11 protein-coding genes are annotated in these 12146 nt (G+C 71.5%); 6 read left to right on the top strand and 5 right to left on the bottom strand.

The window, feature by feature from the left end; all coding sequences use genetic code 11:
• Positions 1–12: 12 nt before the first annotated feature.
• The 4 genes from BM286_RS04330 (at position 13) to BM286_RS04315 (ending at position 3981) form a co-directional block, all read left to right on the top strand.
• Positions 13–570, top strand: a complete 558-nt coding sequence (locus BM286_RS04330; protein WP_092920343.1) for a class I SAM-dependent methyltransferase — start codon at positions 13–15, stop codon at positions 568–570.
• 119 nt (positions 571–689) lie between these two features.
• Positions 690–1793: a DoxX family protein gene (locus BM286_RS04325; RefSeq protein WP_092920342.1), complete on the top strand. Its 1104-nt coding sequence runs from the start codon at positions 690–692 to the stop codon at positions 1791–1793.
• Between the two features lie 85 nt (positions 1794–1878).
• Positions 1879–3165, top strand: coding sequence for a glucose-6-phosphate isomerase (locus BM286_RS04320; RefSeq protein WP_092920341.1), 1287 nt, complete (start codon positions 1879–1881; stop codon positions 3163–3165).
• Positions 3166–3246: 81 nt separating this feature from the next.
• The gene (locus BM286_RS04315; RefSeq protein ID WP_092920340.1) at positions 3247–3981 is read left to right on the top strand and encodes a CPBP family intramembrane glutamic endopeptidase; all 735 of its coding nucleotides are present in this window, start codon (positions 3247–3249) and stop codon (positions 3979–3981) included.
• Between the two features lie 143 nt (positions 3982–4124).
• Here BM286_RS04315 and BM286_RS04310 read toward each other — a convergent pair whose 3' ends face one another.
• Positions 4125–5423 (bottom strand): DNA double-strand break repair nuclease NurA, encoded by a 1299-nt coding sequence (locus BM286_RS04310; protein WP_092920339.1) that lies wholly within the window; start codon positions 5421–5423, stop codon positions 4125–4127.
• Between the two features lie 270 nt (positions 5424–5693).
• Here BM286_RS04310 and BM286_RS04305 point away from each other — a divergent pair, with 270 nt between their 5' ends.
• Positions 5694–7601: a methyl-accepting chemotaxis protein gene (locus tag BM286_RS04305; protein WP_092920338.1), complete on the top strand. Its 1908-nt coding sequence runs from the start codon at positions 5694–5696 to the stop codon at positions 7599–7601.
• Positions 7602–7654: 53 nt separating this feature from the next.
• Here the strand turns inward: BM286_RS04305 and BM286_RS04300 are convergent, their stop codons facing one another.
• The 3 genes from BM286_RS04300 to arcD all read right to left on the bottom strand — a co-directional run bounded on the left by BM286_RS04300 (position 7655) and on the right by arcD (position 10158).
• Entirely contained in the window at positions 7655–8080 is a 426-nt protein-coding gene (locus BM286_RS04300; RefSeq protein ID WP_092920337.1) for a hypothetical protein, read from the bottom strand.
• Between the two features lies 1 nt (position 8081).
• Positions 8082–8624 carry a DUF2240 family protein gene (locus tag BM286_RS04295; protein WP_092920336.1) on the bottom strand — a complete coding sequence of 181 codons (543 nt, stop codon included), beginning with the start codon at positions 8622–8624 and terminating at the stop codon, positions 8082–8084.
• Positions 8625–8691: 67 nt separating this feature from the next.
• A complete protein-coding gene (arcD, locus tag BM286_RS04290) occupies positions 8692–10158 on the bottom strand; it encodes an arginine/ornithine antiporter ArcD (protein WP_092920335.1) in 1467 nt (488 codons plus the stop codon).
• Between the two features lie 187 nt (positions 10159–10345).
• Between arcD and BM286_RS04285 the strand changes: the two genes are divergently transcribed.
• Positions 10346–11329, top strand: a complete 984-nt coding sequence (locus BM286_RS04285) for an NOG1 family protein (protein ID WP_092920334.1) — start codon at positions 10346–10348, stop codon at positions 11327–11329.
• Positions 11330–11381: 52 nt separating this feature from the next.
• On the opposite strand, the gene BM286_RS04280 is transcribed toward BM286_RS04285, so the two are convergent.
• On the bottom strand, positions 11382–12125 hold the full coding sequence (locus tag BM286_RS04280) for an SIMPL domain-containing protein (protein ID WP_092920333.1): 744 nt from the start codon (positions 12123–12125) through the stop codon (positions 11382–11384).
• Positions 12126–12146 lie beyond the last annotated feature (21 nt).

Below are 12146 nucleotides of genomic sequence, written 5' to 3'. Positions count from 1 at the left end.
ACAAGACCGCGCATGGGATTTCACACGTTCGACGCCGACCGGGCGGAGCGGCTAGATCGACCCGACCGCTACCGCTGGGTGTCCGCGGAGGAGCTGGTCGGTCCGCTGATCGAGGGCGGCGTCGAGGTCGTCGCCGACCTCGGTAGCGGCACCGGTTTTTACACCGACGACGTCGCCGAGCACGCCGAGACGGTCTACGGCGTCGATGTCCAGTCCGAGATGCACGAGTACTACCGCGAGAAGGGCGCTCCAGACAACGTCGACCTCGTCGCGAGCGATGTCGCAGACCTCCCGTTCGCGGACGGCGAGATCGACGGCGCGTTCTCGACGATGACGTACCACGAGTTCGCGAGCCCGGAAGCGATCGACGAGGTCGCCCGCGTCATCCGCTCGGACGGACGGCTCGTCGTGTTCGACTGGTCGGCCGACGGCGGCGGCGACCACGGGCCCCCGGTCGACGAGCGCTACCCCGTGAGCGACGCGCGCGACGCGCTCGCCGAGGCCGGGTTCGACGTAGAGCGTGCGGAGACGCGGACCGAGACGTTCGCGCTCGTCGCGCGAGCGCCGTAGGCGGCGGCCCCCTGACGCGGCTATCGAGCGGCTCGAAGCGGCGCAGAAACGACCTACAGGGTCGGATTCGAACGTTCGTGAAGAAATACCGTTAGGTGCGTTCGGCTCGTACGCGGGGTATGTCCGTTCGTCTCCGATCGGTTGCCGTCGCAGCGTTCGCCCTGTTCGCGACGCTCGTCGCTCGGCCGGCCGCGGCCCACGTCGACTACGTCACCGAGGACTCGGGCGACCCGCTCGACGCGATGGCGTTCATCGCGGAAGTGCTGTCGGACCCGTTCAACGCGGCACTATTCGCGGGCTCCGGGCTCCTCGCGACCGCCGGAATCGGCGCGTACCTCTGGGTGCGCCCGACCGTCGTCGACGTCGTCGTCCTCCGCGAGAAGCTCGCCAGCTACGGCGACCTCGTCCCGTGGATGCTGCGGCTCGCCGTCGGGCTCCCCCTCGTCGGCGCCGGCTTCCAAGGGTACCTGTTCGCACCGACGCTCTCGTTCGAACCGGCGACCAGCCCGCTGCTCCGCGTCCTCTTCATCGGGCTCGGCTTCTTCACCCTCTTCGGGCTCGCGACGCGGATCACCGCCGCGGCCGGCCTGCTGACGTACGCGTGGGTGCTCGTCGCCGTCGACCCGCTCGTCGTTCTCGCCGTGGAGTACGTCCCGGTGCTCCTCGCGCTGCTCGTCCTCGGTGGCGGTCGGCCGAGCGCCGACGACATGCTGCTCGAGGTCGCCAGCACGCCGGGGTCGTACTACGGCCGGATCGACCCGGTCCACCACCTGAAGTCGTTCCTCGACGAGGCGACCGCCCCGCTCAGGCGGTACGTCCCCACTGTGCTCCGGGTCGGCATGGGCGTCTCGTTCGTCTACCTCGGCCTGATCCAGAAGCTCGCCGATCCGGCGAGCGCGCTACAGGTCGTCGAGAAGTACGACCTCACGTCGGTCGTCCCCGTCGACCCGGGGCTGTGGGTCGTCGGCGCCGGCGTTACCGAGGTCGCCGTGGGCCTCGCGCTGATCGCGGGCTTCTTCACCCGGGGCGCGGCCGCGCTCTCGTTCGTCCTGTTCACGACAACGCTGTTCGGGCTCCCGGACGACCCGGTCCTCGCTCACGTGGCGCTGTTCGGCCTCGCGTCGGCCGTCTTCGCGCTCGGCGCCGGCCCGCTCTCCGTCGACCGGCTGATCGGTCGCCCGGCGCTCGACGACGGCGAGGAACCGGTCGCGGCGGCCGACTAACGTTCCGGTCGCCGCGTCCTCGCTGCGGGGGCGGCGCTCAGCCCGGTCGGCGGTTTTTAAGTCGCTCTCGCGCGGTGAGACACGTATGCGCGTGGACCTCGGCAACGCCCTGGAGACGACCCCCGGGCTCACGACGGAAACGCTGGACAGACTCGACGACCGCGTCTCGGCCGCGCACGAGCGGATCGCGGCCGGGATGGCCGACGACGAGTTCGGGTACGCCGCCCTGAACCTCCCCGAGACCGCGGACCCGAGCGAGATCCGCGCCGCGGTCGACGGGTTCGACCGCCCCGAGGCGGTGCTGACGGTCGGTATCGGCGGGAGCGCCCTCGGCGCGGCGACGCTCGCGACGGCCCTCGACAGCGACGTCGACGCGTACTTCCTCGACAACGTCGACCCGGACGACACCCGGTCCCTGCTCGCGTCCCTCCCGCTCGACGACACCGTCGTCAACGTGGTCTCGAAGTCGGGGACGACCGCGGAGACGCTCGCGAACTTCCTCGTCGTCCGCGAGGCGATGGCCGACGCGGGCGTCGACTGGACCGAGCGGACCCTCGTCACCACGGGCGAGTCGGGGAACCTCCGCGAACTGTCCGACCGTCACGACCTCCCCTCGCTACCGGTTCCCGACAGGGTTCCCGGACGCTTCTCGGCGCTGTCGACCGTCGGACTCGCGGTCGCCGCGCTCCAGGGTCACGACATCGAGGCCGTCCTCGCGGGCGGCCGCGACGGGATGGACGCGCTGGCCGGCTCGCTGTACGAGTCGCCCGCGTACGCCTACGGCGCGGCGACGTACGCGCTCGCGGAGCGGGGCGCGCTCACCAACGCCGTGATGCCGTACGCGGAGTCGCTGGAGACGTTCGCGGAGTGGTTCGCCCAGCTCTGGGCCGAGAGCCTCGGGAAGGACGGACTCGGGCAGACCCCCGCCCGCGCGCTCGGCGCGACCGACCAGCACTCCCAGCTCCAGTTGTACCGCGCCGGGCCGCCGGACAAGCTGGTGACGCTCGTGCGACCCACGGAGCGCGCCGACGTGCCGATTCCCGAGACCGACCTCGACGGGCTCGCGTACCTCGGCGGCTCGTCGCTCGGCGGGCTGCTCGACGCCGAGTTCGAGGCGACGGAGGCGAGCCTCGCGGCGGCCGGCGTCCCCAACGTGCGCGTCGAGATCGACCGCGTCGACGAGCGCGCGCTGGGGGAGCTGCTGTTCGGGACGGAGGCGGCCTGCGTGCTGTACGGCGAGCTCGCGAGCGTGTCGACGTTCACGCAGCCGGCCGTCGAGTGGGGGAAGAAGGCGGCCCGGGGGCTGCTCGGCGGCGGCGACTTCGCGGAGGCCGAGGCGGTCGAGGAGAAGCGCGAGCTGCGGATCGACTGAGGCCGCGGCCGGCGGGTCGAGAGTCGACGCCGCCGATCCCCTTCCGGTGCGCCTAAAGCCCCGCGAACCGTACCGCCGACGATGAGCGAAGACCCCCTGACGGCCGCGGTCGGGGAGCGGGTGTTCCGCGTCGCGAGCGCGCTGTTCGCGATCGTGTTCGCGTTCCTCGTCGCGAGCGCGATCACCGCGCCGGGGGCGAGCCTCGCCGCCTCCGTCGGGCTGGTGTCCGAGGGGTCGACCGGGTATCAGCTGCTCCGGACGCTCCTCCAGTTCGCCGGGTTCGCGCTCGCGGTCGCCGGGTACCTCGCGATCACCGACGAGTGGGAGATCGTCCGATTCTCGCGGCCGACCGCCCGCGAGACGGCGGTCATCGTCGGCGGGGGGATCGCCCTCTTCGCGTTCCAGTACGGGGCCCTGTTCGCGCTCGATCAGGTCGGGCTCTCGACCGGGCAGAACCAGGCGGTCGTCCCCGCCGGTGACCCCGTTCCGTACTACCTCGCGATGATCGCGGTGTCGCTCGCGGTGGTCGGGCCGGTCGAGGAGCTGCTGTTCCGCGGCGTCGTTCAGGGCGGCGTCCGGCGCGCGTTCGACACCCTCCCCGCGGTGCTCATCGCGAGCCTCGCGTTCGGGCTGATCCACCTCCCGTCCGTCTCCGGGACGCCGGTCGAGCGGTGGGCGTACGTCGGCGTCGTGGTCGTGTTGGGGTCGGTCCTCGGCGCGCTCTACGAGTGGACGGACAACGTGCTGGTCCCGGGACTGATACACGGCATATACAACGCGGTTACCTTCGCGGTGCTGCTGGCAGGAGCGATCTGAGAGCGGACGCGACCGTTCTGCGGACGGTCGACTCCGTCTGACCTCCGCGGCGGCGCGTGCCTGCGAGGCCGCCTCGCGGTCGGGGCGCCGGAGGCGTCCACCGCTACTCCGCCGTCGACTGCTCATGGAAGAGCGACCGCGTCTCAGTACGGCTCCTTCCCCCAGCGCAGGTCGTCGTAGGTCGCCTGCTGGTCGCTGCCGAGCCGCTCCTCGAACTTCCGACGGAGCGCGGCCTTCTCCGTGGCCGAGATCCGCGCCAGCTCGTCCGCCTTCGCGACCGGCTCCGGCGGCCCGCGCGTCGCCGCCACCTCCGCGACGACCTGCCGGGTGAGCCGCTCGCGGGTCGCCTCGTCGCGGGTGAACGCGTACGGCGCCTCCAGCTTGTACGTCACGTCGGTCCGCGGGTCGTAGACGACGGTGAACGTCGGCTCGTACAGCGCCGGGTCGAGTTCGCGCTCGACGCCGAGCGCGTCGCCGTCGGCGGCCATCGGCGCGTCCGCGCCGCCGCGACTCCGGAACCAGGTGGTGAACGTGAGGTCGTCGTCGAGGCGGGCGCCGCGGTCGGCGGGGCCGCCGGTGTCTCGGTCGCCGGTCGGTGCCGCGCCGTCCCCGTCCGGCTCCCGCCGCTCCAGCAGGCGGGTGAACAGCGCGGTGTCGTCGGGCCACGGCGACTCCACGCCGGCGCGAGAGAGCGCTCGGACCGCGGTGCCGCTCGCGGGATTTTTGACGAAGCCGGCCAGCGGCACGTCGCGCTCGACGAACCGCTCGACGAGGCGGACGTACTTCTCGATGACGGCGCGGGGCTTGGCCTCCCGGGCGAGCGCGCCGAGCTCGGGGTCGCGGTCGGCCCACGTGAACAGCTCCTTGGGGTAGACCGGTCCGTCGAGGACGAGCAGGTCGTCGACGCGGTCCGCGTGGTCGAGCGCGTGAGTCCCCTCCGCGAGGTAGAGGGCGAGCGCGTGGACGACGCGCTCCGCGTAGCGGTTCACCCGCGGGACGTGGAGGACGCGCTGGCGGGTGTGCCCCTCGTCGCGGCGGGCCCACTCGCTGTCGAAGCCGGCGGTCGAGTCGCCGGCGTGGACCGTGGCGACGATGGTGCGGTCGCGGTGGAGGTCGAGATCCGTCGGCGAACTCGCCATCGCCGCGTGCGCGACGTCGACGACGAGCCCGTTCTTGAACGTCGTGGGGTTGATCGTTCCGGAGTCGAGGCCGTGGACCGTCTCGAACGGGCGGTCGACGAGCGCGACGTCGTCGATCGCGGCCCGTCGGCGCTCGTGGTCGCCGAGCGCCTCGATCACGACCCGGCCGTCGCGGCGGAGGTCGGGGAGCCACTCGCGCCACACGCGCTCCGCGAGGTCGTCGTGGTCCGTCGCGTCCACGTCGCCGCCGATGCCGTACGCGAGTTGCGCGATGTTCTCGACGTGGATCGGATCGAGCGTCACGACCGTACGGCGGACCGGACCGATATAAAAACCGTCGGCCGCGCGGTCGACCCCGCGACCCGTCCGGCGACCGCGGTCCCGAGGGGTTCGCCTCCCCGGCCGCCGAACTAATTCGGCTTTCGTCGAGAAAGAGGCAAAGCGAGCGGGGTATCGATAGCTCCGCGGCGGGACTGGGATCAATTTATTACCCGCACTACGGGAGCTAAACGACGGTATCAGCGGTAATAGTTGGAGACGACGTGTTTTTATATCATACGACAATCGCCGGGTATGGCAGAGACTGCGACCGAGACGCGATCGGGGGAATCGGGCGGGCTGGCGGCGAGCGTGCGGGACGTGATCCGATACATCCCGGACGGCACCTCGATGCCGGACGAGATGTGGGCGCCGCGGCACCGGAACATCCTGATCGCCACCGTGGTTCAGGTCCCGTTCCTGATCGGCCTCGGGCTCTACGACGGGACTGAGTCGTTCACCGGCGCGCAGATCCCGGCGACGCCGCTGTGGATGCTCGGGGGGTTCGTCGCCGTCATCCTCGCCACCGCCGGGCTGGCGAGTTGGCCGCGGCTCGGCCGCCGTCAGCGGACGGTGCTCACGGCGTTCAGCCTCATGACCGTCTCGATGGCGATGGTGAAGCTGTCGGGCGGGTACATCGAGGCGCACTTCAGCTTCTTCGTGTTCATCGGCGTGCTCGCGCTGTACGAGGACTGGCTCCCGTTCGCCGTCGGCGTCGTGTACGTGGCGGTCGGCCACGGCGCGTTCAGCCTGATCGATTCGAGCCTCGTCTACAACCACACCGCGGCGATCGAGAACCCGATCGTCTGGGGCGGGATCCACGCGGTGTTCGTCCTCGCGCTGGCGGGCGCGCTGATGGTCAACTGGTACTCGATCGAGAAGTCGCGCGAGGCGGCGCGCGAGCAGCTCGAACTGGCGGAGCAGAAGCAGTCGGAGATCCAGGACGTCGAGGCCGCGAAGGCGGAGGTCGAACAGCGCCGCGAGGAGGTCGAGCGGCTGAACAGCCACCTCGAGACGAAGGCGGACCACTACAGCGCCGCGATGGACCGCGCGGCCGACGGCGACCTGACGGTTCGGCTCGACGCCGAAAGCGAGAGCGAGGCGATGGCGCAGATCGGCACGGCGTTCAACGGGATGATGGACGACATCGACGAGGCGATGAGCGAGGTCCGGTCGTTCGCCCGGGAGGTGTCGGACGCGAGCGAGAACACGGTCCGCGGCGTCGAGACCGCGAGCGACCGGAGCGAGGCCGTCAGTCGGTCGGTAAGCGAGATCGCGGAGGGGGCCGACGAGCAGCGCGAGATGCTCCGGCAGGTGTCCGACGAGATGAACGACCTCTCCGCGACGATCGAGGAGGTGGCCTCCTCGACCGAGACCGTCGTCGAGGTCGCCGAGCAGACCGCCGACATCGCCGACGAGGGCGAGGAGACCGCCGAGGCCGCGATCGACCGCGTCGAGGAGTCCCGCGAGGCGCTCGACGCCGCCGCGGGGACCGTCCAGCAGCTCGACGAGCGGATGGAGGACATCGGCGAGATCGTCGACCTCATCGGCGACATCGCCGAGCAGACGAACCTGCTCGCCCTGAACGCCAACATCGAGGCCGCGCGGGCCGGCGGGGGCGGCGGCGGGAGCGACGGCTTCGCGGTCGTCGCGGACGAGGTGAAACAGCTGGCCGAGGAGACCCAGGACGCGGCCACGGAGATCGAAGAGCTGATCGGCGCCACGCAGTCGCAGACCGAGGGGACGGTGACGGCGGTCCGGAGCGCCGAGGAGAACATCGCCGCCGGCGCCGACGCCGTCGAAGACGCCGCCGGCGCGTTCGCGCGGGTGTCGGAGAACGCCGCGGAGACCGACGAGGGGATCCGCGAGATCAGCCGCGCCACCGACGATCAGGCGGCCAGCACCGAGGAGACCGTCTCGATGGCCGAGGAGGTCGCGGACATCAGTCAGTCGACCGCCGACGAGGCGGACGCGGTCGCCGAGGCCGCCGACGAGCAGCTGACCGCGATGAACGAGGCGACCGCGGAGGCCGGCTCGCTGGCGGAGCAGGCGGAGCGGCTCGGGGCGCTCGTCCGCGACTTCGACGTCACCGGCGAGGCGGCCGACCCCGACGGCTCGCCCGGGCCGAACGCCGCGGTCGGCGACGGCGGACGGCCCGAGTGAGCGCGCGGCGAGGCGGCGAGAACTCGTTTCAGCGGATCGGCGCCTGCCGTCGGCTACTCGTCGTCCGACGCGTTTCGGATCGCTTCGAGGACCGGTAGCACTCGCTTCACCTGCGCGCCGTCCTCGACGAACACCAGCGTCCGCGGCGGGCGGACCGCCTTCGGACGGACGCGGAGGTCGCCCTCCCTCGCCGCCGTCGCGGCCGCGTCGGGGCCGGCGATCGCCTCGATCCGGGCGCGGTCCGGCTGGACGTACACCTCGGCGATCGGCTCGCCGGGAGTCGCCTCGTCCGTCGCGCCGGCTCTCCCCTCCGGCGTCTCGCGAGCGATCCGGTACGCCAGCGCGCCGTCGGGAGTCGGCTCGACGTCGCGGTCGGCGTCTGCGACCGTCAGCCCGCGGAGCCGGCTCTCGTTTCCCGTCACCTCGGAGGCGAGCAGCTGAGCGATCCGGACGCCGTCGGAGAGGCGGTCCGCGACCATCTCAGGCGGCCCCCGAGTCGTCGGTCGCGTCGTCCGCGTCGTCCGCGACCGTCGAGTCGTCGGTCACGTCGTCCGCGACCGTCGCGCCGTCGCCCGCCTCGGCGGCGAGTTCCTCGCGCACCTCGGCGGCGAGGCGGTCGACCGCGGCGCCTCGCTCGCGGGCGTAGAGGACCGCGGCGGCCTCGATGGTGACCGCGAGCGCGCGCTGTCGCTCGTTGATCGCGGCGACCGCGCGCTGCTTCTCGACGCCCGCGGCGACGATGGCGTCGAGCGCGCTCTCGAAGGTGGACTGCTCGCGGAGGATCGACTCGTCGGGCGAGAACCCCTCGGGAACGGTCACCTCAGTCGGGTCGAACCGCGGGACCAGATCGCCGTCCTCGGACGCCAACAGGCCGCGACCGACCGCGACGTCGACGAGGCGCTTCGCCTGATCGGGCGAGAACCACTCCCGCTCCAGCGACAGCGCGACGACGAACTCCCCCTGTCCGAGCCGGTCCCTGGCTCGGGCCTTGAACGGGGCGGCGACGGCGACCTCCAGACTCATGTGGAACGAACGGCTCGGCGGGCGCGTAAACGTGTCGAACGCGGGGTCGATCGCCCCCTGTTGAGAGTCAGTCGTCGCTTCCGGGGGTCGGAGCGGCGGTCTCGCCCGGGTCGGCGTCGGCCGCGAGCGGCCCCACGTCGATGGTGTAGCCGGTCGCGGCCATAACGAACAGCACGAGCGGCGAGAGGAACGCGAACAGGTAGTAGGGGGCGTACTCCAGCGTCGGCACGCCGGTGGCGCTCGCCATGAAGACGGCACCGGCGTGCCACGGGAACAGCGCGCCGGTCGGCGTCCCGGCGGCCTCGACCGCGCGGGAGAGCTGGTCGGTGTCGAGGCCGAACTCGTCGTAGGTGTTCCGGAGCGTGACGCCCGGCAGGACGATGCTCATGTACTGCTGGGCGGTGAGCGCGTTGATGACGATCGCCGAGACGCCGGTGCCGGCGACGAGCGCGCCCGGGCTCCGGACGGCCGACGTGAACGCGTGGGCGATCACCGCGAGGACGCCCGTGCGCTCCAAGATCCCGCCGAGCGACAGCGCGGCGACGACGACCGTGATCGTCCACGCTGAGCCGGTGAGCCCGCCCGTCGCGAGGAGGTCGTTCACCAGCTGCGAGCCCGACTCCGGCGCGGTCCCGGACATGAACGTCTCCCAGGCGGCGACGAAGCCGGCCCCCTGGACGAGTATCGTCGTGAGCACGCCCGCGAACACGCCGGCGACGAGCGTCGGGAGCGCGGCGTACCCGCGGATCGCCAGCCCGAAGGTGACGACGAGCGGGACGAACGCGACGACGGTGATCGCGTACGTTCCGGTGAGCGCGCCCTGGATGTCCGCGATCCGGCCCGCCGGAATGGCCCCGCTCGCGCGGAGGCCGAGCGCGGCGAAGCCGAGCACCGCGAGCCCGAAGGCGATCGCGGTGCCGGTCCGCATGCGGCGGATGTGGCCGTACAGGTCGGTGTTGGTGACGCCGGCCGCGAGGTTCGTGGTGTCGGAGAGCGGCGACTGCTTGTCGCCGGCGTACGCGCCGGAGAGGACCGCGCCGACCGTCATCGGGGCGGGGACGCCGAGCCCCGCGCCGATGCCGACGAAGGCGACGCCGAGCGTCCCGACGGTGGTCCACGAGGAGCCGATCGCGAACGCGACGACCGCGGCGACGACCGCGGCCGCCGGGAGGAACGTCGTCGGCGAGAGGATCTCCAGCCCGTAGTACATCAGCCCGGGGATCGTGCCGGCGCTGACCCACGTGGCGATCAGCCCGTAGATGGTGAAGATGATGAGGATCGCCTGGAGCCCCATGACGAGGCCGTTGGCGATTCCGTCGAACAGCTCGTCCCAGTCGTAGCCGAGCCACAGGCCGAACGCGCCGACGAAGGCGATACTCCAGAGGAGCGGCGGGTGCGGGTCTAAGCCGAGAACGGCCGAGCCGATGCCGAGGAACGCCACGACGGCGAGGACCGGGACCAGCGCCGCCGCGAGGCTCGGGCGACGGTCCGGGTCGAGGTCCTCGTACGCCGTGGGCGTGAACGAGCGTGGCATGGCCGGTCGTATTCTTTTAGGGCATAAATATATCTCGAAATATGCGCGAGATAGATAACGAACGTTCGTCGTCGTTCGCGGTCGGGAACGCTCTCCGGGAAGTCAGCGCGTTCGACCGTGCGCCGCCGTGTCGCGGCGGTACGCGAACGGACGGTCTTATACGCGTCGGCGGCCAAGCCGCGGTAACATGATATTTGAGGGCCTCCCGACGACTCCGCGCGCGGAGGAACTCGTCGACAAGGCGTTCTCGCGGGCGGCGCGGGCCGGGCGAGCGAAGCGCGGCCACGAGGCGCAGGAGTCGATGCTACGGACCGCCGGCAACGTGCTCTCGGACAACCTCGAGAACGTCGTCACCTCGTGGCCCGACTTCGGCTTCGACGTCGACCCGTTCTACTACGAGCTCGCGGACGCCATCGTCGACGTCGACCGCCTCCGACAGGCGCTCTCGCAGGTGATGTGGGCCAGCCGCCAGATCGAGGACCTCCGCGACGAGTACACGACGAAGATCCGCGACTCCGACGTCGACACCGCGCGGAAACACCGCAAGCAGGCGTTCGCCCGCATGGCGGACGTGATGGACCAGATCGAAGACGACCTCCGCTACATCGGCGACTCGCGCGACCAGCTGAAGGTGCTGCCGGACGTCCGGCCAGACGAGCCGGCCATCGTCGTCGCCGGCTACCCGAACGTCGGGAAGTCCTCGTTCGTCAACCGGGTCACCCGCGCGTCGAACCGGATCGCGGAGTACCCGTTCACCACGAAGGGGGTCCAGATCGGCCACTTCGACCGGAACCACGTCCGGTACCAGATCGTCGACACCCCCGGCCTCCTCGACCGGCCCGAGGACGAGCGCAACGACATCGAGCGGCAGGCGGTGAGCGCCCTCGAACACCTCGCGGACGCCGTCGTCTTCGTCCTCGACCCCTCCGGCGACTGCGGCTACCCCCTCGACGTCCAGCTGGAGCTCCGCGAGGAGGTCCGCGAGCTGTTCGGCGCGGACGTGCCGCTGCTCACCGTGGCGAACAAACACGACCGCTTCGAGGCGGTCCAGGCCGAGTCCGTCGACGCGACGATGAGCGTCACCGAGGACGAGAACGTCGAGGCCGTCCTCGACATGGCCGTCGACGCGGTGGGTTACGAGCCGGACCTCCCCACCCGCGACGGAGAGTAGCCGGGCGCCGACCGCGACGCTCGCACGCGGGAGAGGCCGGTCGCTCGCGCCGTCAGGCCGGGACGGCTTCGTACACGACCTTCACCGAGACGCTCACGGTCACGTCACCGGCCTCGATGGCGGTCGAGGCGCCCGCGTCGCCGCCGCCAGCGGCAGCGGTGGCGCGCTCGACGTACACCCCTCCTCCCGACTGCGCCGTCGACACCTCGTAGACGCCGGAGACCTCCAAGCCGCTCGCGTTCGCGAGCGCGGCCGCGTCGGCGTCCGCGTTCGCCATGGCCTTCGCGATCGCTTCCTCGCGGACCTCGCGTTCCGTCTCCTCGCTCAGTCCGAACTGGATCCGCTGGACCCGGTCGGCGCCCGCGTTCACCGCCACGTCGATCACCTCTCCGACGGCGTCGACGTCGTCGAGGTCGATCGCGTACTGGTGGACGCCCTCGTACCGCGTCCGGTTCGGGTCCTCGCGGGTTTCGTAGCTCTCGCGGACGTCGTACTGGGCGGTCCGGATCGCGTCGTCGTCGAGCCCCCACTCCGTCAAGGCCGCCCGCAGTTCTTCGTCGCCCGCGTCGAGTTCGTCGCGGACCGCCTCGGCGTCGGGGCCGGTCGCGGTGACCGCGACGCGGAGGGTGGCGCGGTCGGGCGCCGACGTCGCCTCGCCCGTGGCCGTCACTTCGATGCTCCGTTCCAGTTGCGCCTCGTCGCCGCCGGCCGGAGTCGCGGTTCCCGCGAGCCCCGAGCAGCCGGCCAGCGCGACGAGCGCCGCGATGCCGATGAGTGCCGTCAGTCGCCTGTCCATACGCTCCGAATCGATCCCGGA

The sequence above is a fragment of the Halorubrum sodomense genome (genome assembly GCF_900111935.1).
Lineage (GTDB): Archaea > Halobacteriota > Halobacteria > Halobacteriales > Haloferacaceae > Halorubrum > Halorubrum sodomense.
Note: the sequence above shows the minus strand (reverse complement) of the source record. Positions and strands in the feature narration are given on the sequence as shown.